Raw genomic sequence first — 21,576 nt, forward strand, 5'->3', positions numbered from 1 at the left:
TTACACTTGGTGAATTGCCTGAACCGGTGGTCACCCACAGATTCTGCGGATGAATCGGATTACTCTAGCTGTTTAATTCCTTTGTATGTCTCAATAGGAGTTGTTTTTTCTAAAGCGTCCCTTACTTTTTGAATGTCAGTCTCAACGACTTTGTATCCTGCGTGACTATAAGCAATATTCCCATATTTGTAAAAACCTATCAGTATAACATTTCCTTCATCGCCATATAAATAAAGCGCTTCAATATTTTTATCTATACTTTCAATTTCAACCTTCCCTTCAAGTTCTCTAATAGATGATGGATATTTGTTTTCTAAAGAATAGTATTCTTCAATCTTTCTTCTTAAACTCTCAACAGTATGTAACGCTAAATTTTCTCTTTTCTCTAAAAGACTTCTCCTTACTGACGACAAATCATTAAGTGCCTCATTCGAAATTTCTGTATTTGAATTTTCAGTATGTATTTTTTCGAGTAAAATTTCCGCTTTTTCAAGCTGGTTATTTGCGATAAGAACCCTTGCACTATTCAGTCTATTTCTTGCTTCTTTGTCAGTGTTATCACAAGAACAGATTGTAATAAAAAACAACAATGAAACTATAAAAGCAAAAATTTTCCTCATGTTTTCTCCCAGTTTTTTTATTCATATTCGGTTAGTTTCTTACTGATAGATTTATTTATTTATTTTTCATCCAACCATTCATCAACCGCACGAGCGACAGTTATAATGGTCACAGGTGGCAGTTACTATAGCTCTACATCATCAATATAAATAGAGGCGTCGCTGTTATCATCGTAGGGGATGTTTATGACCACAACCTTGCCTGACTCAGTAGTAACTTGTAGCCGCATTCTCTTAGGTGGTGGGCTGGTGCCGTCACCAATAAACTCGTGGATTAGGTTCTTGCCACTAATTTCACCGTAGTGGGTATCAAGCAACTTCCCATTAACAAGAGGGAGTGAAATTTCAAGATTTTTCATAATTCATCCAAGGAGTTCCGGGGACATTTATTTAACTCTCCGCCCATCCAAAACAAACCGAGACGCCAGCGTAGCTGATATTTTGACATTTAGAGCCAACAAAAAAGCCGCACTGTTGTTTATCAACAGCAAGCACGGCTTCAATCTTTCCTCCAGATCCCAACCCATTGCACACCCTCAACCGATTAATGTTCACACACCCTAATCCATTCCCGCCCGTCACTCAAGAAAAATATCAACAAAATAACCTCCCCAGTGAATCTCACAAAAGGAAATCAATGGGCTTCCAAGATTGAAAGATTCGGATAATCTTTTGCATGGCTGGTAAATCCCGCCTTCATTTTCCCGGCGCACTTTATCACGGCATGCAGTTTGGCAGTGGCAAGAACGATTTCGATCCCGATAGCGATTTCGATTTGGACACATAAAACCAAAGGCAGCAAATATGGTGGAGTCTGGCTACCAAGTTGTCAATAAAAAAGGGGGACGTAGTTAAGTTGGTTGACTTAATTGCTTCCCAGTGCTATCCTCCCATTCATGCCAAGAACAGCCCGTATTGATATCCCCGGCCTTCTCCAACATGTGATGGTGCGCGGCATCGAAAAGCGAAACATTTTTCTCGGTGACGATGACAAAGCACTGTTTGTTGAACGCTTGTCGAAGTTGCTTATCGCAACCGGAACCGAATGTCTTGCCTGGGCGCTGATGTCCAATCACTTCCACTTACTCCTTCGCCCCCAGTCGACCAAACTTTCCCTATTCATGCGGCGCTTGTTGACAGGCTATGCCGTGGTCTTCAATCGTCGCCATCAACGAAGCGGGCACCTCTTTCAAAATCGCTACAAATCAATTGTTTGCGAGGAAGACGCCTATCTTCTTGAGCTTGTTCGCTATATTCACCTCAATCCCCTGCGGGTCGGCCTGGCTGAATCCATCGACGAGCTGGATTCATACCGATGGTCTGGACATGGTGTCATTATGGGTCATGCAGAATTTGCGGGACAGAACGCAGATGAGCTCCTCCAGATGTTCGACAGTAAAAAGGGACGCGCCCGGAAACAGTATCGAACTTTTATCGAGGACGGAATAAATCAGGGAAAAAGAGACGAATTGGTTGGTGGCGGATTGCGTCGATCCCTTAAACTGTCAGGCTCAAAAGAGCCGGAAGCATACGATGAAAGAATTCTCGGGAGCGGAAACTTTGTGGAACAACTGCAGCTGATGACGGAAACCACCGACATCGCACTTGGCCGCGTATCACTGGAAGAAATTATCAGCGCCATTGCGCCAATATTTTCAATCGAACCGGCATCCTTGTGGCAAGGGGGGAAACGAAAAGAGGTGTCCGCTGCCAGGGGCGCATTATGCTATGTTGCTGTCGTTAAAATGGGGATGAGCGGCGCGGCGGTTGCGAGAATGTTGAACATCAGTCGCGCCGGAGTCAGTCTGGCCGCGCGAAGGGGCGAAGAGATCTATCAGCGGAGCCGGAACTTACAGGCCGTTGTTTCTGGTTTACAAAGTTAACAACGTCCCCCTAATGTTCGTGGTTTACAAAGTTAACAACGTCCCCCTAATGTTCGTTGTTTGAAATATGCAGGGGGCCCCCTATTGATCTTCTCAATTATTTCCAGAGTTCCTCATCAACCCGCTCGAAAACAGCCGTGTTGCGCTTGAACTCATCTTCATTCTCCTGGCTCCAGGTCCCGGCAAGGTGGTCGAGATCGCTGTAGGTCGCGCAACGCTTACGTTTTTCCAGACCCAACGATTTTCGCAGCAGATGCAAAGTCACGGCATTGACGCTGGATCCTTCCTGGCTAGCGCGCTCCTTCAGGGCTTGGGCCATCTGTTCGTCGATACCGCGCAAAGTCATGTTGGCCATGACGGTCTCCTTATTGGTTTTCGACCAGCAGCAGGCTGTCGATGGATCGAAAATGTTCATCCAGGGTAGCGAGCGCTAGTCCGTGTCGCAGCGAGGTCGCCGCTATCCACAGGTCATTGGACGGAATCGGTCGCCCTTTTTCACGCAGAGCACGAAAAATCTCGGCGTAGAATTCAGCTGTCTCTTCGTCGATGGCCAGCACCTTGACGCGGGGAGAATCCAGAAACTGGTCGAGCTCTCGACGATTTTCCGCTTCGCGGCTCCCGCAACGAAAGCCAGCCAGTAACTCGCCGAGTACGACCGTGCTCACGCCGATATATTCCGCCTGACGAAACCGGGTCAAAACCGATTCCTGCTTCCGTTTGAAAGCCACGTAGAAGTTGGTATCAATCAGGATCTGCTGCATAGCTACTCCCTCGTCTCACGCCACCACAACGTGATGGCAATCTGGAATCATTGTATAACGGCACCAGCTACCGGTCAATGGGGTTATTGAGAAGGATGGTTTTCAAAGAGGGGGGCCGGGGACAGTACATCAGACTCGAAAAGATCTTTCTCTTGCCTTGCAGTTTCTGGAAATAAATTAAACGAACTATTCATGATAGGCTGGTTTCTCCTCACCTGTCACGCGGTGATCGAAGGTACCCTGATCTTCGTCGCCATCGGCGGCAACGGCTGGCAAATGCTCGGCATCCAGGTGGTGCTGGCGCGCTTCTGGCGCTGGCCAACGAAGCATGATTAACACCTGTCCGGTTGCCGTCAGCCTCAGTTAAGGGTAAACTGTGGTTGAATATGCCATGACATCTGCTCACAACCAACGACGTAATCGATGAAAAATTGTACCCACATCAACAGCCCTAAGGGCTACCAGCTGGCCATCTCCGGCGCACCGGCCACCACGGTGGAGCCTCTCGAAAAACCGGCAACGGTTGCATTGCTGCCAACCGCCATCCCCTTTATCAAGCCACGTCTCAAAGTCAAAGAGGGTGAGCGGGTCAAGATCGGCAGCGTGCTGATTGAGGACAAGCGCAATCCGGATGTCCGTTTCCTTTCCCCTGGTGGCGGCACGGTGGACGCGATCCGCTTCGGTCCGCGCCGGGCAATCGAAGCGATCATCATCAAGCTTGACACCACCGAGGAGCGGATTGATTTCCCCCCCTGCGACAGTGCGCAACTCGACCACCTTGATCGCCCGCTGCTGGTCCGGGCGTTGCTCGACGGCGGCGTCTGGCCGTTGCTGCGCGAACTGCCGTGGCGCGACTACCCACAGCCCGACAGCATCCCCCCGGCGATCGTTGTCACTCTCGGCAGCGACGAACCGTTTCAACCTGACCCCGCCATCTACCTGACAGGGCATGAAGAGGACTTCGCTTTCGGTCTGCACATCCTCCGGCGGCTAACTGACGGGCCGGTACATGTGGCTGCCCGCGCCAACAGCGCGGTGACGCAACTGCTCGCCGGGACCGTCAACCTGACCTGGAGTGGCCTCTATCCGGCGGGCGACCCCGGCACCCTGCTCTACCGTCTGAAAGAGGATGCCAGCGAGAACCGCTGCTGGTATATCGCCGGGCACGACCTGCTGCTGATCGCGGCATTGCTGCGCACGGGACACTACCCCATCGACCGGCTGGTCTCGGTCGCGGGATCGGGAGTCGCGCACCCCGGCCATCTGCGTACCCGCCTCGGAGCGCCGCTGGCCGACCTGGCCGTGACCACCTCAACCGAAAGCGCCAGCTTGCGCTGGATCCAGGGAGGACTGCTGACCGGCACCCGGAGCGAGCCGCAATCGCATCTGGGCCTCTATGCCACCGCCCTCAACCTGCTGCCGGAGGGGGACAGCAAGGGCGAGCTGTTCGGCCTCTTCCTTCCCGGCTACCGCAAACCGAGCTACTCGCGGGCCTTTCTGTCGGCACTCCATCGCCAGCCACTGTCAACCGACTGCAATAAACATGGCGGCGAGCGCGCCTGCATCGCCTGCGGCTATTGTTCGCGGGTCTGTGCCGTCGACATCCTGCCGCACTTTACCTACAAGGCACTTCACGCCGACGCAGTCGAAGAAGCCCTTGAGCACGGCCTGCTCGATTGTGTTGAATGCGGGTTGTGCTCCTACGTCTGTCCGGCCAAGATAGAGCTCGTGCAAACGTTCAAAACCGCCAAACGTGACTATCTCAAGGAACAGGGGCAACGATGAAATGGCTTGAGCTGTTCTTCGACCGGACGCGGAAGCATTTCGAGGCAGGGGGGCGCCTGGCGCGTTTCTGGCCGTTCTACGAAAGTATCGAGACGGTCTTTTACGCCCCGGCCAGCGTCACTCGCTTCGCCCCGAATATCCGCGACTATCTCGACACCAAGCGCTTCATGATGCTGGTCATCCTCGCGCTGCTCCCCCACTATCTGTTCGGCATCTACAATGTCGGCTATCAGTCCCAACTCGCCGCCGGGCTGTCGACCGAACTCCTGCCGGTGGCACTCAACGGCCTGAAGACCGCGCTGCCGATCATCGCCGTGGTCTTCCTCTGTGGCTTCGGCTGGGAGGTGGTCTTCACCACCATCCGCAAACATGAGATGAGCGAGGGGGTGCTGGTTACCTGCGCCCTTTTTCCCCTCACCCTGCCACCGACGATTCCGCTCTGGCAGGCGGCGCTCGGCATCTCGTTCGGTGTGGTGATCGGCAAGGAGATTTTTGGGGGCACCGGACGCAACTTCCTTAATCCGGCGCTGACCGGGCGGGCGTTCCTCTACTTTGCCTACCCGGTGCAGAACTCCGGCGACGCCATCTGGGTCGCCAAGGTCGCGGGACCGGCGACCGTCGACAGTATCACCAGTGCCACGCCGCTGGCACTGGCGGCGACCGCCGAGCGCGGCAGTGATCTCCACGCCGCCTTTGTCGACCATGGGTACAGCGCCATCAAGCTGCTCTTGGGCCTCTACCCCGGCACCATCGGCGGCACTGCAACCTTGTTAAGTATCGCCGGAGCGATCTTCCTGATCGTCCTCGGGCTCGCCAGCGCACGAATTATTCTCGGCTGCGTCGGCGGCCTGCTGGTTACCGGATTCCTGTTCAACCTCGCCGCCGGAGCTGGAACCCCCGTTTACTATACCCTCCCCGCCTATCAGCATCTGCTGATGGGCGGGAGCATGTTCGCCTTCGCCTACATGGCAACCGATCCGGTGTCAGCGACCCACATGCCTGCGGCGAAATGGGTTTACGGATTCTGCATCGGCGCGCTGACGGTGCTGATCCGGGTGATGAATCCGGCGTTTCCCGAAGGGATCGGCATGGCGATCCTGTTCATGAATCTCTTCGCGCCGCTCTTCGATCAGCTCGAAATCAGGTGGCAACTGCGTAAACGGGTGACGAATGTCTAGCAACATCAGAACGCTGCTGATCGCGACGCTGCTCGGCGTCGTCTGCACCGTCCTGCTGACCGGCGTATCGGCCGGACTCCAGGAGCGTCAGGCGCGTAACGCCCTGATCGATCGCTACAGCAACCTGCTGCGCTCGGTCAATCTGCTCGACGAGGGGCGAGACTACCGTGGCAGCGAAATCGAAGCCCTCTATCAGGAAAATATCCACCGCTACTGGGTCAATAATCAGGGCGAGCTGGTTCCGGAGTCGATGCGGGGCGAGAGTGATGTACCGCTCTACCTTTACCTCCGGGACAATCGCATTGCGTCCTATATCGTCCCGATCAACAGCCGCGGCCTGTGGGGCCGGATTCACGGTTATCTGGCGATCGAGAAGGATGGTTCAACCATCGCCGGGTTTACAGTTTACAAGCATGTCGAGACGCCGGGGCTCGGCGGCGAGATTGAAAAAGAATGGTTCCGCAAAAACTGGGTCGGTAAAAAGATTGTCGATGTCGCTGGCAACTTCGTCTCGATCACCATCGCCAAGGGGAGCGTCCCGCCGGATCTGCCGGCGACGCGTCGCAGCCACATGGTTGACGGCATCTCCGGGGCAACGATGACCGGGCGCTTTATGACCGACGACATCAGGAGTATCTTGCAAAACTATGAACCGGTGTCGATCCGTTTCCGGGGCAACCGGGTGGCCGTACCATCCGACCCGACCGGAAGTGACAACAAAAAAGAAGGGGAGGCCAAACGATGAGCTGTCAATCGCGTTCACCGTGGACCGCCATCCGCAAAAGCAAATCACTCAAGGAGATCGGCAAGGCGCTGTGGGAGACGAACCCGATCTCCAGGCAGATCCTCGGCATCTGTTCGGCGCTGGCCGTGACCGTCCAGCTCAAGACCGCCATCGTCATGAGTCTGGCGCTGATCTTCGTCGTCTCGCTGTCCAATCTCTCTATCTCGTTGCTGCGACATCAACTGCCGCGCAACATCCGCATCATCGTCGAGATCACCATCATCGCCACGCTGGTCATCGTTGCCGACGAGCTCCTCAAAGCGTTCATGTATGGGGTCAGCAAGCAATTGTCGGTCTTTGTCGGCCTGATCGTCACCAACTGTATCGTCCTCGGACGGGCGGAAGGGTTCGCCCTGCAGAATCCGCCCTTCGCCTCCTTCATGGACGGCGTCGCCAACGGCATCGGTTACGGATCGCTGCTGATCGGGGTGGCTTTTTTTCGTGAGTTGCTCGGGTCGGGAACGCTCCTCGGCTACCCGGTCATGCCCGCTCTTTTCTACCAGTGGGGATATGTCGACAACAGCCTGATGCTGCTGGCACCGGGAGCGTTTATTCTGATCGGGCTGTTTGTCTGGCTGCAGAACAGCATCATGATGAAACGGCGGTAACGGATGGAAAATCTCCTCGGCATCGCGCTTAATTCGATCTTTGTCGGCAACATTCTGCTCGCCTATTTCCTCGGCATGTGTTCATTCCTGGCGATCTCCAACAACGTCAGGACCGCCACCGGCCTCGGCGTTGCGGTGGTCTTCGTCCTCACCGTTACCGCCCCGGTCAACTGGCTGATTTATCACACGCTGCTGGCACCGGGGGCGCTGGCGTGGGCCGGGCTGGAGGGCGTCGACCTCAGCTACCTGAAGCTGATCCTCTTTATCACCACCATCGCCGCCATCGTCCAGGCGCTGGAGATGGTCATCGACCGCTTTTCGCCGGGGCTCTACACCAATCTCGGCGTCTTTCTGCCGTTGATCACCGTCAACTGCGCGATCCTCGGCGTGTCGCTCTTCATGGTCGAGCGTGCCTACACCTTTACCGAAACGCTTGTCTACAGTGTCGGTTCAGGGCTGGGGTGGGCGCTGGCAATTATTGCCATGGCGACGATCCGCCACAAGCTGCGCTATGCCGATGTCCCGGAAAGTTTACGCGGGTTTGCCATCAATATGATCATCACTGGCCTGATGTCGATCGGCTTCATGCTGTTCGCCGGAATTTCACTCTAGTCGCCACGGGAGCACGCTGTGTTCGCAACCCTGACCATCGCCCTGGCCGTCGTGCTCGCTATCCTGCTCACGCTGGTCGCCATACTGCTGCTGGTGGAGGCCAAGGTCGTCCCCAAGGGGGAACGGCGGGTCAACATCAACGACGACCCGGAGCACGAAATCACCGCCCCGGCGGGGAAAACGCTGCTGACCGCTCTGGTTCAGAACGAGATCTATCTCCCCTCGGCATGTGGCGGTAAAGGGAGCTGCGGCTACTGCAAGTGCCAGGTGCTGGCAGGGAGCGGCGAGCTGCTGCCGACCGAACTGCCGCATCTGACCCGCGCCGAACGGCTGGATCACGTGCGACTGGCGTGTCAGGTGAAGGTGCGTGAAGATCTGCGCATCCGCATCCCGGACGAGATTTTCAGCATCACCAAATACGCTGCCACCGTCGTTTCCAACGACAACGTCGCCTCCTTCATCAAGGAACTGCGCATCAAGCTCGACCCCGGGGTGCATCTCGACTTCAAGACCGGCAGTTATGTGCAGATTGACATCCCGCCGTATCGCCGCTCGTTTCGGGATATCGACGTGCCAAAGCGCTTCAGCCCGGTATGGGACCATTTCAATTTCTGGGAACTTGTGGCCGAAAATGACGAGGATCAGTACCGCAGCTACTCGATGGCCAACACCCCCGAAGAGGACGACCTGCGTTTCACCGTGCGCATCGCCACCCCGCCGCCAGGTGCCGAGCTGCCGCCGGGAATCGCCTCATCGTATCTCTTCATGCTCAAGTCGGGAGACAAGGTCACCTTCAGCGGCCCCTTCGGCGAGTTTTTCATCCAGGACACTGACCGCGAGATGTGCTTCATTGGCGGCGGCGCCGGCATGGCCCCGCTACGTTCGCACATTTTTCACCAGCTGCTGACCGAAAACACCTCCCGCAAGATCACCTTCTGGTACGGGGCACGTTCAAAGATCGAAATGTTTTACGATGAAGAGTTCCGCGATCTGGAAAAGCGCTTCCCCAACTTCAGCTACCACGTCGCACTCTCCGACCCGCAGCCGGACGACCATTGGGGTGGTTCTACCGGGTTTATTCATCAGGTGGCCTACGACGAATACCTCAAGGACCATCCCGATCCGACCGAGGTGGAATATTATCTGTGCGGCCCGCCGATGATGGCCACGGCCGTTTTAAAAATGCTCGACAGCCTCGGTGTCGATCCGGTGATGATCCGCTTTGATGACTTCGGCGGTTGAGTGAAAATTGAAGAGAGTCCTTATGCCTGAATTAAACGTGAACGACGTTGTTTACCAAAACCTGATCAAGGTCAGCACATTCAACTGGGCAACATCGGACGCTAAAAACAGCTAAACCCGCATGGTTAGCGGGTTTCCTGTACTTTCTTGAACGGTATTGAACTGTCTAGTGGTACCTGGGGCGGGAATCGAACCCGCACGACGTTTCCGTCAGGGGATTTTAAGTCCCCAGTGTCTACCAATTCCACCACCCAGGCAAATGTGCTATTTTTTAGTTTATTCCCTCCACCCTGTCAATAAAATACGGCTTATCAGCAGGCAAAACGTATTTCCGGCACATCATCAAGCAATTGGTATTTTGCCGCCATCCGAAAATACAACTGCATCCCCTCCAAACAGGACGCAGGCAACCCGTACTCGATCAGGCGCCAGTACTCAACAAGTTGTTTTTCAGTCATGGCCGTTGCTTCGCCCGTCCGCCTGGCCAGGAGTGACAACTGCAAAAAGGCTTTCTCTTTGGCCTGCTGCAACTGTTTTCTCAATAAATCGAGCGCGACTGCGTTTTTTTCAGCAAATTCACGCCGGACAATCCATAAAGCAAAAACAAAGGGCAGGCCGGTTAAATCTTTCCACATCGCGCCCAGATCAAAGGCACGGCAATTTGTCGTATATGCACACCGCAGGGCACGATCCCCGATGAGAAGGGCAGGCCGTCCGGAGGCAACAATCTGCTCAAGCGGCTCACTGGGGACATAGGTGCAAACATTAGCCCAGCCATAATATTCACGCAGGAGGATTCGCAACAAGTTGACAGATGATGCCGATTCGCCGGTAATCGCAATTTTCGTCAGCGGATCGAGCTGTTCAGGTGATTTTTCACTGAATAATAAAACGCTCCACACCGGACCATCAGCACTCACCGACAAATCAGGCAGGAGAACATAATTGCGCCAGTTACGTGCATATTCGAACGACGACGAAGGGCTGGCATCGATCGCGCCGCAAGCGAGCAAGCGATTCAGTTCTGCGGGAACCCCTGGAATAATCTCTCCGCCGAAACCGGCCTCACGAATAAAGTGAAAAAACGGAACGCAGTTCGTGTAGATGATGCAACCAAGACGCAAGGTCATCTTTGTTCAGAACTTTCGGGGGAATGCCATACGCTGTCGAACAGATGAAACAAATACAACCAGTGCCACAAGCCTCGATTCAGGGGAAAACGATCTGCTTGATGTGTCGCGCATAAATCTGAAAAACACCAAAATCGCCCTTGCCATAAAAAATTGAGCGCCGCCGGATCTTCAGATCAATCGAGGTATCATCACGCAGCACACAGCGAACTTGCACATTATCCGCGTCAACATTGCCGAACTCGATTTTCTTCAAATCGCGCAACGGAACAGTTACCTGCCCCTGGCCCCGCATACCAACCAGATAGAGATTACCGTCGATTGAAAAATTCTCAACGGCGGTAACGACCCCCTCACGATCAACGATTTGGGCAGAATAATTTTCTTTGACTTCGGGAATTGTTCCTTCAGGCACACCGCCCATACCACCCATGCCCAACAGCACCACAACCGAAAACAACAGGATCATCCGCGCTAATTGTGAATTCATAATCATTCCTTCTGTCTGGTAACTGCTTCCGCTTTGCCAACAAGAATCTTTGCGTAGCGTGTCGCTGAGAGCTGGCGCATCCTTTCCAGTTCAGCAGCGGTCGGGGCGCATTCAATCATGGGAAAATCGAAATGTCGCACAAATGCCGCAATCAGCGCCGTCTCGACCGCAGATACAGTTGTTGGGCAGGCAAGCCAGCGATTCAGCCAACCGATTTTACTCTTGAAGTGAACAGCAGCGGCATGGTGATCGCAATCATCCGGGTTAAGCGCGCAACTCAGTAAATAGGGATCAAGCATCAGCGGAATCGACCCGTGTTGCAGAAAAGCCGAGCCGTTACGTTTTTGAGCGCTGCCGGTTATCTTGCACCCGTCATACACAAGTTCATAGCTGGAGGGGGTGATAAAGCAGGCACTGGAATATCTCAAGCTCGCGGTATGACGCTCACGCCCAGGAGACAGCGTCGCCTGCAACCCCAAATCATCAAGTGCATCGAGCAGTGCGTCGGCTATTCTTCGGTAACTGCCCAGAATATCGGCCGGAAACGAAGCACCTCGCTCCGGGGCAATGAGCGAGTAAGTGACTTCGTCGCCGTGCAAGACCGCGCGACCGCCGGTGCAGCGCCGCACAACATCAATCCCCAACCTGCGGCAGGCGGCAAGGTTAACCGTCCTGGACGGCTGCGCGTAGCCAATCGTCACCGCAGCAGGTGCCCATCGATAGAAGCGCAGCACCGGTTCAGAGATACCGGCAGACACCGACTCAAGCAACGCCTGATCGAGGGCCATGTTGTCACTGGCGGTCAGATATCCGCTACGAATCAACCGCCAGGACCAGCGCGACATCACGACAAAAAAAGACTAGAGGATGACATTTTCCAGAAAACTGGTATCAATGTCGCCATCGATAAAATCTTTGTTCGCCATAATTTTACGATGAAACGGGATCGTCGTCTTGATCCCCTCGATAATATATTCATCAAGTGCCCGTGCCATGCGTTTGATCGCTTCCTCACGGGTTTCCGCATGAACAATCAGCTTGGCAATCATCGAATCGTAGTGTGGCAAAACGGTATATTGATCATAAACCGCGCTGTCGACACGGACGCCCATCCCGCCAGGGGTGTGATAACCGTTGATTTTACCCGGAAACGGAGTGAATTTGACCGGGTCTTCGGCGTTGACCCGGCATTCGATGGAGTGCCCCTGAATTTTTATGTCTTCCTGTTTGAAACGCAGCGGCAACCCGGCAGCAGAGCGAATCTGTTCTTTGATAATGTCGATCCCGGTAACCATCTCTGTCACCGGGTGCTCAACCTGAACCCGAGTATTCATTTCCATGAAATAAAAGTTCATGTCTTTGTCGAGCAAAAACTCGACCGTGCCGGCGCTGGCATAAGAAACAGACCTGGCGGCAGCAACCGCCGCAGTCCCCATTCTCTCGCGCAGCTCAGGTGTCAGCACTGAACACGGAGCTTCTTCAATCAGCTTTTGGTGGCGGCGCTGAATGGAACAATCCCGTTCCCCCAAATGAATGACATTACCATGTTTATCCCCCATGATCTGAATTTCAACGTGACGGGGACGTTCACAGTACTTTTCGATGTAGACATCAGCGTTACCGAATCCGGCCAGAGCCTCGGTGCGAGCGGCAGCAAACGCATTGGGCAGCGAAGCCGGAGAATGTACAATCTTCATACCGCGACCGCCACCACCCGCCGTTGCCTTGATAATAATCGGAAAACCAATTTCAGCAGCGACCTTCTGCGCTTCGTCAACACTGTTGACACCATCGGTCGTCCCTGGGAGGATCGGCACTCCGGCCTTGATGACGGTTTGTCGGGCAGTGATCTTGTCGCCCATCAAGCGCATGTTCCGCGGAGTTGGCCCGATAAAAGTGATCCCGCATTTCTCACAGACGTCAGCAAACTCGGCATTTTCAGATAAAAAGCCATAACCGGGATGAATAGCGTCGGCGTCAGTCAATTCTGCGGCACTGATAATCGCCTTGATATTCAGATAACTGTCTGCGCTTTTAGCGGGTCCAATGCAAACGCTTTCGTCAGCGATCTTGACGTGCAGGGCCTCACTATCAACATCTGAGTGTACCGCTACGGTTTTAATTCCGAGTTCTTTGCAAGCCCGAATGATTCGCAACGCGATTTCACCACGGTTGGCAATCAGAATTTTATGAAACATCGACATTAGAACTCCTTCGATTGAGGCTGCAAACGAGAATTAAATCCGCTCAACTTTGAACAACGCTTCACCGTACTCGACCGGAGCAGCATCTTCTTTCAGAATTTCAACGATACGACATTTGAATTCCGCCTCAATTTCGTTGAACATCTTCATCGCCTCGACCAGGCAAACAGTGGCGCCCGCAGCAACGGTGGTACCGACTTCAACATAGCAATCCGCATCGGGACCCGGCTTGCGATAAAAAGTGCCGACAATCGGGGAGGTAATCGTCTCATACTTGTCGTCGGCAGCGACAACCGGAGCCGCCGAGGTTGTCGCAACGGCAGTGGCGGCAGCCGGAGCAACCGGCAACGGAGCAGCGGCGAACTGCTGCGGCGCGGCCATGTGAATCACCTCAGGCTGCGAGCCACGTTTGATCAGAATCTTTTCTTCGCTGTTCTCGATTTCAAACTCCGTAATATCCGTATCAGTGACCAGCTTTATCAATGTTTTCAGATCTTTAATATCCACGATGTTACTCCTTTCAGGATCAGTCGATGTATGCAAAAAAAGCGACTTGATAATATTTACGCCACCCAACAACGAAATTTTTTGGGAATCCGGGTGAGCGTCCGACAACCGTCATCGGTCACCACAACCATGTCTTCAATTCTCACCCCGCCACACCCCGGAATGTAGATTCCAGGCTCAATCGTGAACACCATGCCGACTTCGGCCAAAGATTCACTGCGTGGCGATACCACCGGCGCTTCGTGAACCTTCAAACCAACCCCGTGCCCCAGACCATGACCGAAATAATCACTGTAACCGGCAACGCCAATGTAATCGCGGGCAACCGCATCAATTTCACGCAGTGGCACTCCCGGAGCAACACATTGCAGCGCCCGGTCATGCGCTTCGAGGACCGTATCGTAAATCGTTCGCAAACGGGCAGATATATCACCAATGGCAACCGTCACCGTTTCATCGGAATGATACCCAGCGAAGCGACAGCCAAAGTCGATGGTCACCAGTTCACCGGCTGCCAGTCGTTTGGTTGACGCAACCCCGTGAGGGAGTGCGCCACGCTCTCCCGATGCAACGATAAATTCAAAGGCCCGAGCATCGGCACCCAGCCGTCTCTGCTCAATTTCGAGCTCCAGGGCAATGTCACGCTCAACTTGACCAGGGGTCAGCAACGGTTCAATGGCAGCGAAAGCCTGTGCTGAAATGGTTGTTGCAGATTCAATAGCAGCAATCTCAGCGGGGCTTTTCAAGGCACGCATTGCGTTGAGTTCCGCTGACATGCCGACCCAGGCAACGTCAACTTGATTTTCAAGTTCTGCGAAGCTGGAACAGGTGATAGCGTTCGCCTCGTAGCCAACCCGCTGCGCCTGCACACGTTTGAGGCAATCAGCAATGCCGGAATTTTTTTCGTTATAGCGGGTAATCCGCGTGGCGAGAACTTCTGCTGCAGCCTGAACGACGTACCGCGAATCGGTCAGAAATTCTACCCCTTCTGCAGACACCACCACAACGCCGTCGGTACCAGTAAAGCCACACAGGTAGCGCACTGAGTGGAGATCAAAAAAAACAACGGCATCCAGACCGTCAGTCAACAGTCGAGACGCCCGCTGCTGGCGGTGCAGCAAATCTTCACGGCAATAATCTGACTTCATCGCAAACGGGAAAGCAACCCATCAAGAGCCAGTCGATACCCCATCGCGCCAAAACCACTGATCTGACCAACTGCCACCGGAGCAATAAACGACTTGCAGCGGAATGATTCGCGGGCATGGATGTTGCTCAGGTGAACCTCGACGGTAGGCATGCCGGTAGCGACGATTGCATCCCGCAAAGCAATGCTGGTATGAGTATAGGCACCAGGATTCATGATCAGCCCCGAGACACCTGAACTGGCAGCAGCGTGAATCAAATCGACCAGCATCCCTTCATGATTTGACTGATGAATCTCCACTTCCACGCTGCATGCGGCGGCATACGCCGTCAGCTCGGAGTCGATCTCGGCCAGGTTCCGTGATCCGTAGATGTCGGGCTCACGCGTTCCCAGTAAATTGAGGTTGGGGCCATGCAGGACAAGAATTTTCATTGATTCAGGCCAGTGCCGAGAGTAGCTGTGGCACTTCACGTGTCAGCAGATAGCGTGCCTTGCCATAATTACCGTCGCGCTCAAGAGTCATAACCACAAAGTATTCATCGCCCACGGTGCGGATAATCACATAATATTTCTTGGTGCGGATAGAAACTTCCTCGGTTTCACCGGAACGTAAAATCTCGGCAGTCTTGCGAACTTCTTTGAGGATATTGGCGTATTCAACCGCAACGAGTTGCAAATCGAACTCTTCTCGCGGCAAAAAGTACTGTTCGACAGCAATGCCGTCATACCCCATCAGGACAGCACCGAGGCCACCTTTTGTTTCATCAACAATGCGACAAAGGATTTCATCAAACATGAGCCCTCCTCTGCTGAATAGCGTCCAACCAGCGGTTGAGCGTAGCGAGATAGACGCCATTAATTTCAGGAATTGGTGTGGTCACCTGAGAGGGAGAAGCTTCCTGCCCTGGCGCGTTATCAGGCTTTTCTGCATTTTCGGTGCCCCCCGAAACGGTAGACTGACAGTCTTGCAAGCGGGCAACCTTGCTCCGCAGCAGCTCGTTTTCAGGTTCCTTGTGCAAGAGATCTCGATACACTTTAAGCGCGCGTTCCACCAACCCCTGCCGTTCGTAGAGTTCTGCGATAGTCAGCGTCGCAATCGGGTCAAGATGCCCCTCGGTAGCAGGTTCTGCGGGAGGGGGCGGTGCGGGAGTAGCTGACGGCGGCGGCATTGCGGCATTCCCCAACGCCGAAAGAATTTTTTTAACCGTTGAATCGTGCGGATTGATCTGTGCGGCGCGCTGAATGACCTCGCGAGCGCGAAGCGTGTTGCCTTGCATCACCAAAACACGAGCCAGGCCGGTCAGTGCGGGCATTGCAGTGCCGTCAATAGCCACCGCATTGCTAAACACATCGACTGCACCGGAAAGGTCGCCCTGCTGAGCAAGAACCCTCCCCAGCGAAACCAGCCCCGGCACACTTTGTGGAACAAGTGCCAGTCCCTGCCTGGCAACACTAGCGGCATCTTCAAGCATTCCCAGCTGTCGATATGCCTCACAGAGATCAACAAAAACCGGTGACTGGCGATTTGTTGCCAGCAGTTCGGTGCATTCGGCTATTTTTTTGTAGAGAATATCGTAATCAACGGCCATGCATTGCTCCAGAACCTGACAGTACCTGCGCGAAGATCTGTTCGGGATGTTCGATATCAACGATTGTACAATCGCCTATCCCCTTATTAAGGGCCATACGCAACACCCCGGATTTGACCTTCTTGTCTCTCATCATTGCCGACAGATATGTCTCCAGTGGGTAGTGCGGTGGAGTAACAGGCAGTTTGAGTTTTTCAAAAAACCTCTCGATCGTTGCCACATCGGCGGCGGTACAGAACCCCATCCGCGCCGAGATTTTAGCCGCAACCAACATGCCGACAGCAACCGCTTCACCATGCAGATAATCGACGTAACCCGTGGCTGTTTCAACCGCATGACCGAACGTGTGCCCAAAGTTAAGAATCGCGCGGAGTGACGTTTCAGTCTCGTCAAGTTCTACAACATTCGCCTTTATTTGGCAAGACCTCTTAACCACCGCAACCAGAACTTCCGGCTCACGGGCAAGGAGTCGTAACGCGTCGGCATCGAGCTGCTGAAAAAAATCGTGGTCGCTGATGATCCCGTATTTTACAACCTCTGCAATCCCCGCAAGATACTCCCTTTCCGGCAAAGTAGCGAGCGTAGCAACATCGATAAATACCAGTTTTGGCTGGTAAAAGGCACCGATCAGATTTTTTCCTGAGCGGTGATTGACTGCGGTCTTGCCGCCCACCGAACTGTCGACCTGGGCTAACAAGGTCGTGGGAATCTGCGCAAACGGAATACCACGCAAAAAAGTCGCGGCAGCGAACCCGGTCATATCCCCCACCACGCCCCCGCCGAGTGCAACAAGTCCGCAGTTGCGATCGAAACGGGCGGCGATAAGCTGATCATAAATCGACTCAAGCGTTGCCAGCGATTTATAGATTTCACCATCTTGAACAGTTATCGTCAGCACATCAAAACCTGCCGAACGCAAACTTTTTTCCACCCGATCCTGATAAAAGGACGCCACCGTGGGATTAGTGATCAGCGCAACCCGGGACGGGAACGACACGGACTGGAAGGTCGCTCCAACATGATCAAGGGTACCGTGGCCAATAAGGATCGGGTAGCTTCGTTCAGCAAGCCCCACAACGACTCTTTCACCCGTCAACTGCATTTGCCTCACTTCTTTTGTATGATCAGCGTTCACTGACGTACCGTTGGTAATGCTGAAAGTTTGACATCATTTCCCCGATTGAATCACCACCAAATTTTTCAAGCATGGCATTGGCGATGTCTATCGCGACAACCGCCTCGGCAACAACTGCGGCGGCGGGAACAGCACAGGCATCGGAACGCTCGACGGTTGCTTCAAATGCTTGTTTAGACTGAATGTCAACCGACTTCAACGGCTTGTACAAGGTTGGGATCGGCTTCATCGCACCGCGAATAATAATTGCCTCGCCGTTGCTCATCCCCCCTTCGATGCCACCCGCACGGTTCGTTGTGCGCGTGTAACCTTCACCATCATGGAAAATTTCATCGTGAACCTGGGAACCAGGAGTCCGCGCGGCAGCAAAACCAAGCCCGACTTCGACGCCCTTAAACGCCTGAATACTCATGATTGACATTGCCAGTTTGGCGTCCAGCTTACGATCCCACTGGACATAACTGCCCAGACCGATCGGGGCACCAAGGACGACAACCTCAACAACACCGCCAAGGGTATCCCCCTGCTCTTTGGCCTGATCAATTTCAGCAATCATCTGTTGCTCGGCAGCAAGGTCAAACGTTCGGCAGGGAGATTCAGCGCTGCGTTTGATCTTCAGATCATAATCAATGTCACGCCCCTGGGCTGCAACCGGGCCAATTTCTGTCACATACCCGGCAACCTTGATAGCAAAAGCAGCCAACAGCTTTTGACAAACCGCGCCAACGGCGACGCGCACCGCAGTTTCACGCGCGCTCGACCTTTCCAGAATATTGCGGATATCGTCCTGACGGTATTTGATACTGCCTGACAAGTCCGCATGACCGGGTCGGGGACGCGTTATCTCGATACCATCAATCCGGTCACCAGCCAACGGAGACATTTTCTGATTCCAGTTCACCCAGTCACGATTGATTATTTTCAGGGTCAACGGCGAACCAAGGGTCTTGCCCCACCGCACCCCCGACGTGAACTCAACCGTATCAGACTCAATCATCATCCGTCCGCCCCGCCCATGTCCCTGTTGGCGGCGCGCCAGATGACAGTTGACGTCCTCATGACTTAGTTCGAGATGCGCCGGAATTCCTTCAACAATCGCTGTCAGCTCAGGGCCATGCGACTCTCCGGCAGTCAAATATCTGATCATTATCTGGCTCCACAAGGATGACAATAAAAGGGACAGACTCCACGCCTGTCCCCTTTGTGTCAATCACAGCTGGTTTGCTTAATCAATAATTCTTGGCGTGATGAAAATCAATAGTTCGGAACGTGAGTTCTGTACGCTCTTCGATTGAAACAGATGTCCAATCATCGGGATATCTTGCAGCAATGGCACTCCGGCAATCGATTCAACCTCCTGCTCGACAAAAATACCACCAATAACTGTTGTCTGTCCATCCTTCACCAGCACCGTCGTATTTGCATCTTTGGTATCGATACTCGGTGCGGTCCCGGCCCCGGTACTCACCGTCGAGCCGATCGAACTGTTTGACGCAGCGATTGTCAGAATAACGCTGTTGTCAGGGTTAATCACCGGCGTCACATTAAGGGAAAGGTTCGCGTCGACAAACTCGGTCTTTGCACTGCCACTGTCATCGGTCGACTGATAGGGGATTTTCGTACCAGAACTGATCTTGGCAGCCAGACCGTTCAGCGTGGTAATGCGTGGTGACGAAACGACCTTCCCCCGTCCTGATGACTCAAGGGCCGAAATACGCATGTCGAGAATGGTGCTGTCAATACCAAGCTGGCCAAAGGTAATCCCCGTTGCAAAACCAGCCTGTCCAACCGATCCGGCCGTCGGCGGAGCAATCAGGAAACTCCCCCCGAGGCCGACATTAATTGCACTTGGATTATTAGAACCGGCATTCGGATTGGTTTTTGACAGCCCCCATTTCACGCCGAGGTCCCGACTGAAACTGGCGTTGGCCTCGACGATACGTGCCTCAATCAGCACCTGACGTTCCGGTGTGTCAATTTTTGAAACCAGATCACGGGCCCTCGCTACTACGCTTGGAATATCGGTAATTATAATCTGCTTGTTTCGCGAGTCTTCATCAATTTTACCGCGCCCCGGCGTCAAAATATTCTTCAGCGGACCAATAACGTTTTTCAACTCGGTGTAGTTGACCTGAATATAGTCCGTCACCAGATTTTCAATCTTTTCCTGCGTCCGCGCAGCGGTATAGGCGCTCTGCTGCATTTCGGAAATCTTTTCCTTCGGCATGACGCGCAGGATATTCCCCTGCGGGATCATCCCCAACCCCTGAATTTCCATAATCAGATCAAGGGCCTGATCCCAGGGAACATCGATCAACCTCAGCGTGACAGAACCTTTAACGTCGTCACTGGCAATAATATTCATCTCGCTGACCTCGCCGATCAGCTGAAGTATTTTACGAATATCGGCATTATCAAAGACCAAAGAGATTTTTTGCCCGATATAACGTCCCTCTTGCATTGCTTGCGGTGAAAGATCAGCTTTTTCTGTACCAGCGACTGGCACGGCATCCCCCACAACCGAGTTTTCATCAGCACCCGTTGATGCCCCCGACGGTGCATTCTTTGGGGAGTCTTCGCTACTGGCCACGCGCGCAGCCCTGGTGACGGTGTCGCGTGAGGTCACCACATCCAAAGTGCTCGGCTGGGCAGGAACGGTCTCTGCAAAGGGACCATCCACAACCACCATCTTCAGGGAGTTGCCGGCCGCAGAAAATGAATATTTGACCGGGCCTTTCAACTCAACAGCAAAGCGAACATTTTGTTTGTCGCCGTCGGTGACTGTATAGGGGGTGATCAAGCGCACCGCACTGGGGAATGAAGATGTATCGATCACACGTTTAATCAACTGAGAGATCAGGGCATTTTCAATACCGAACTGAACAATATTTCCATGCTGTTCAGGTTGACTGCTTTTGAACGGGGCCGACGATCTGATCTCCAGAATTGAATGGCCGTTGTCCACTTTAAAATCAACCGCCTCGATCGTTACCGGTGTCGCGGCCAAAGGGGCTGGCATGCGAACCGTCGTATTTCTGTTTTCGCCCCAACGGACGCTCACCGCACCGGATGCCGTCTCCACAGAACTCGGTGGCACGCGCTCCGCTGCATCAAGAACCAGGCGCAGCTTATCTTTATAGACACCAACCCGGAGTTGCTTGAATCCCGATCCGAGCGGGAATTCACGTTCCTTGAAGGTTGGAGAAACACTGAAGAGATCGACAACAAAGCGAGGCGGAGCCCCCAGGGAGAACGATTTGACCTCACTGGCAGAACCGTCCATGTGTACCACAAGCATCTGCTCGTCAATCTCTATCTTTGTCGCTTTGGTGCCTGGCGAAGAAGGGCTGCTCTGGTTTGAATCTGATTTTTTTTGGGTGTCGGGTGCGATCGTTTCCGGCGCCGGGATTGGGGAGACGGGCACAGCCGCTGCCGTTGTTTCAACCGGAAGGCTGGCAACAGGCACTGCGGCAGCACCAGCCTCAGCAACGGCATCAAACACGATTGACAAGCCACTCGGGCCGGGTTCTACCTGATAATGCACGCTCCGGGAAAGAAGCAGTTCGATACGTCCCAGTTTCCCCGAAGTCAGATCAAATGGGGTCGTGCGGATGCTTTCGACAATGGGGGAATTCACGGCAGCAGGTCGAACCGCGCTCACATCGGTACCCGGCAAATCAATAACCACCCGGACCGGCTGCAAAGAATCATAGACGGTATAACGATAGCCAATCGGCATGGCAGTGACGATATCTACGGCAGTCGCGCCATCCTGCGTGCTCACCCGGATATCCTCAAGAGTGTTCGTGGTCCCGCGGTCAAGAGCATGGCCACGCTCCGCCCCCACCATCAACACAAGTACAAGCAACGGCAGAAGCGCCAACTTACAGCACGTCAACAC

24 protein-coding genes and 1 tRNA gene are annotated in these 21,576 nt (G+C 53.7%); 8 read left to right on the forward strand and 17 right to left on the reverse strand.

Features of this window, described 5'->3' with window-relative positions; all coding sequences use genetic code 11:
- Positions 1-59 precede the first annotated feature (59 nt).
- Both K0A93_10425 and K0A93_10430 read right to left on the reverse strand, forming a co-directional pair.
- The gene (locus K0A93_10425; GenBank protein ID MBW6512508.1) at positions 60-620 is read right to left on the reverse strand and encodes a hypothetical protein; all 561 of its coding nucleotides are present in this window, start codon (positions 618-620) and stop codon (positions 60-62) included.
- A 125-nt stretch (positions 621-745) separates the two neighbouring features.
- Positions 746-979: a hypothetical protein gene (locus K0A93_10430; GenBank protein ID MBW6512509.1), complete on the reverse strand. Its 234-nt coding sequence runs from the start codon at positions 977-979 to the stop codon at positions 746-748.
- A 537-nt stretch (positions 980-1,516) separates the two neighbouring features.
- Between K0A93_10430 and K0A93_10435 the strand changes: the two genes are divergently transcribed.
- A complete protein-coding gene (locus K0A93_10435) occupies positions 1,517-2,503 on the forward strand; it encodes a transposase (protein MBW6512510.1) in 987 nt (328 codons plus the stop codon).
- A 97-nt stretch (positions 2,504-2,600) separates the two neighbouring features.
- Here the strand turns inward: K0A93_10435 and K0A93_10440 are convergent, their stop codons facing one another.
- Both K0A93_10440 and K0A93_10445 read right to left on the reverse strand, forming a co-directional pair.
- Entirely contained in the window at positions 2,601-2,858 is a 258-nt protein-coding gene (locus K0A93_10440; protein MBW6512511.1) for a hypothetical protein, read from the reverse strand.
- A gap of 10 nt (positions 2,859-2,868) precedes the next feature.
- On the reverse strand, positions 2,869-3,264 hold the full coding sequence (locus K0A93_10445) for a type II toxin-antitoxin system VapC family toxin (protein MBW6512512.1): 396 nt from the start codon (positions 3,262-3,264) through the stop codon (positions 2,869-2,871).
- 192 nt (positions 3,265-3,456) lie between these two features.
- Between K0A93_10445 and K0A93_10450 the strand changes: the two genes are divergently transcribed.
- The 7 genes from K0A93_10450 (at position 3,457) to nqrF (ending at position 9,473) form a co-directional block, all read left to right on the forward strand.
- Complete coding sequence (locus tag K0A93_10450) at positions 3,457-3,600, forward strand: hypothetical protein (GenBank protein ID MBW6512513.1); 144 nt, start codon at positions 3,457-3,459, stop codon at positions 3,598-3,600.
- An 87-nt stretch (positions 3,601-3,687) separates the two neighbouring features.
- Complete coding sequence (locus K0A93_10455) at positions 3,688-5,049, forward strand: 4Fe-4S dicluster domain-containing protein (GenBank protein ID MBW6512514.1); 1,362 nt, start codon at positions 3,688-3,690, stop codon at positions 5,047-5,049.
- Positions 5,046-6,227, forward strand: a complete 1,182-nt coding sequence (locus K0A93_10460) for an NADH:ubiquinone reductase (Na(+)-transporting) subunit B (GenBank protein MBW6512515.1) — start codon at positions 5,046-5,048, stop codon at positions 6,225-6,227. Before K0A93_10455 ends, K0A93_10460 begins: the two co-directional genes overlap by 4 nt.
- A complete protein-coding gene (locus K0A93_10465) occupies positions 6,220-6,972 on the forward strand; it encodes an FMN-binding protein (protein ID MBW6512516.1) in 753 nt (250 codons plus the stop codon). Before K0A93_10460 ends, K0A93_10465 begins: the two co-directional genes overlap by 8 nt.
- Positions 6,969-7,619: an NADH:ubiquinone reductase (Na(+)-transporting) subunit D gene (locus K0A93_10470; protein MBW6512517.1), complete on the forward strand. Its 651-nt coding sequence runs from the start codon at positions 6,969-6,971 to the stop codon at positions 7,617-7,619. Before K0A93_10465 ends, K0A93_10470 begins: the two co-directional genes overlap by 4 nt.
- Before the next feature lie 3 nt (positions 7,620-7,622).
- A complete protein-coding gene (gene nqrE / locus K0A93_10475; GenBank protein MBW6512518.1) occupies positions 7,623-8,231 on the forward strand; it encodes an NADH:ubiquinone reductase (Na(+)-transporting) subunit E in 609 nt (202 codons plus the stop codon).
- An 18-nt stretch (positions 8,232-8,249) separates the two neighbouring features.
- Positions 8,250-9,473, forward strand: a complete 1,224-nt coding sequence (nqrF, locus tag K0A93_10480) for an NADH:ubiquinone reductase (Na(+)-transporting) subunit F (GenBank protein ID MBW6512519.1) — start codon at positions 8,250-8,252, stop codon at positions 9,471-9,473.
- 170 nt (positions 9,474-9,643) lie between these two features.
- Here the strand turns inward: nqrF and K0A93_10485 are convergent.
- From K0A93_10485 to pilQ, 13 genes are all read right to left on the reverse strand, one after another.
- A tRNA-Leu gene (locus K0A93_10485) sits at positions 9,644-9,730 on the reverse strand.
- Between the two features lie 54 nt (positions 9,731-9,784).
- Positions 9,785-10,603, reverse strand: coding sequence for a menaquinone biosynthesis protein (locus tag K0A93_10490; protein MBW6512520.1), 819 nt, complete (start codon positions 10,601-10,603; stop codon positions 9,785-9,787).
- 79 nt (positions 10,604-10,682) lie between these two features.
- A complete protein-coding gene (locus K0A93_10495) occupies positions 10,683-11,093 on the reverse strand; it encodes a hypothetical protein (GenBank protein ID MBW6512521.1) in 411 nt (136 codons plus the stop codon).
- 2 nt (positions 11,094-11,095) lie between these two features.
- Positions 11,096-11,917: a lipoate--protein ligase family protein gene (locus tag K0A93_10500; GenBank protein MBW6512522.1), complete on the reverse strand. Its 822-nt coding sequence runs from the start codon at positions 11,915-11,917 to the stop codon at positions 11,096-11,098.
- 36 nt (positions 11,918-11,953) lie between these two features.
- A complete protein-coding gene (gene accC, locus K0A93_10505; GenBank protein ID MBW6512523.1) occupies positions 11,954-13,291 on the reverse strand; it encodes an acetyl-CoA carboxylase biotin carboxylase subunit in 1,338 nt (445 codons plus the stop codon).
- Positions 13,292-13,330: 39 nt separating this feature from the next.
- Complete coding sequence (accB, locus tag K0A93_10510) at positions 13,331-13,804, reverse strand: acetyl-CoA carboxylase biotin carboxyl carrier protein (protein ID MBW6512524.1); 474 nt, start codon at positions 13,802-13,804, stop codon at positions 13,331-13,333.
- Between the two features lie 56 nt (positions 13,805-13,860).
- The gene (locus K0A93_10515; GenBank protein MBW6512525.1) at positions 13,861-14,952 is read right to left on the reverse strand and encodes an aminopeptidase P family protein; all 1,092 of its coding nucleotides are present in this window, start codon (positions 14,950-14,952) and stop codon (positions 13,861-13,863) included.
- Positions 14,949-15,383, reverse strand: a complete 435-nt coding sequence (gene aroQ / locus K0A93_10520; GenBank protein ID MBW6512526.1) for a type II 3-dehydroquinate dehydratase — start codon at positions 15,381-15,383, stop codon at positions 14,949-14,951. The genes K0A93_10515 and aroQ overlap by 4 nt, the downstream gene beginning before the upstream one ends.
- A 4-nt stretch (positions 15,384-15,387) precedes the next feature.
- Positions 15,388-15,747 carry a roadblock/LC7 domain-containing protein gene (locus K0A93_10525; GenBank protein MBW6512527.1) on the reverse strand — a complete coding sequence of 120 codons (360 nt, stop codon included), beginning with the start codon at positions 15,745-15,747 and terminating at the stop codon, positions 15,388-15,390.
- Complete coding sequence (locus tag K0A93_10530; GenBank protein MBW6512528.1) at positions 15,740-16,540, reverse strand: tetratricopeptide repeat protein; 801 nt, start codon at positions 16,538-16,540, stop codon at positions 15,740-15,742. The genes K0A93_10525 and K0A93_10530 overlap by 8 nt, the downstream gene beginning before the upstream one ends.
- Positions 16,530-17,642, reverse strand: a complete 1,113-nt coding sequence (aroB, locus tag K0A93_10535) for a 3-dehydroquinate synthase (protein ID MBW6512529.1) — start codon at positions 17,640-17,642, stop codon at positions 16,530-16,532. The genes K0A93_10530 and aroB overlap by 11 nt, the downstream gene beginning before the upstream one ends.
- Before the next feature lie 22 nt (positions 17,643-17,664).
- Positions 17,665-18,822 (reverse strand): chorismate synthase, encoded by a 1,158-nt coding sequence (gene aroC / locus K0A93_10540; GenBank protein ID MBW6512530.1) that lies wholly within the window; start codon positions 18,820-18,822, stop codon positions 17,665-17,667.
- Positions 18,823-18,900: 78 nt separating this feature from the next.
- Positions 18,901-21,576 carry a type IV pilus secretin PilQ gene (gene pilQ, locus K0A93_10545; GenBank protein ID MBW6512531.1) on the reverse strand — a complete coding sequence of 892 codons (2,676 nt, stop codon included), beginning with the start codon at positions 21,574-21,576 and terminating at the stop codon, positions 18,901-18,903.

The sequence above is a fragment of the Desulfuromonadaceae bacterium genome (assembly GCA_019429445.1).
GTDB lineage: Bacteria > Desulfobacterota > Desulfuromonadia > Desulfuromonadales > JAHYIW01 > JAHYIW01.